The organism is Curtobacterium sp. MCBA15_005 (assembly GCF_001864855.1).
Taxonomy (GTDB): Bacteria; Actinomycetota; Actinomycetes; order Actinomycetales; family Microbacteriaceae; genus Curtobacterium; species Curtobacterium flaccumfaciens.
The window spans coordinates 5,032-5,543 of record NZ_MJGL01000029.1 but is presented as its reverse complement, the minus strand read 5'-3'; the positions used below and the strand labels follow the sequence as shown (position 1 = coordinate 5,543).

At 72.7% G+C, this 512-nt stretch carries 1 protein-coding gene; it reads right to left on the bottom strand.

What is annotated here, in order from left to right; all coding sequences use genetic code 11:
* Positions 1–185, bottom strand: a 185-nt coding sequence (locus BIU89_RS18580; protein WP_217642828.1) for a hypothetical protein, incomplete at its 3' end; no start/stop codon positions are given.
* Positions 186–512 lie beyond the last annotated feature (327 nt).

Here is a 512-nt window from a genome sequence, read left to right as displayed (position 1 = left end):
GCCGGCTTGGCGACCTTCGCTGCCCTGGCCGGCTTCTCGGGCTTGGCGGCCTTCGCGGCCGGGGCCGTCTTGCTGCGACGCTGTGGTCCGCGGGCGGCTGCGCGCTCGGCCTCGAGGGCGGCGCGTCGGGACAGGTGCACCACCGGGGTCTCCGGGTGCTGGTCTGGTTCGGGTGCAGTCGTCATGGCCGCCCACCATTCTGCACGACTCTGTCGCTTTGTACAGGCCCTTCCGTGATCTTTTCGTTACCGAGCGCGCTGGGAGGCGCCTGACCACCACGGGCGGAAGCGTCCCCCGGGCCCTCCGCATCGGTACGGTCGGGGAAAAGCGACGGAAGGACCCGCACCATGGCCCGATCGCCGCGTGAGCGGTACGGAACGGTCGACCTGGCGTCGGCCGACGTCGTGCTGGCCGGTACCCAGGAACTCCTGCCCGTGCTCCGGGCCGCGGCCGTGCGCGCCGGGATCGACGCCGCGCGGATGCGGGTCATCGGGGTCGACGACCTGCCGGAC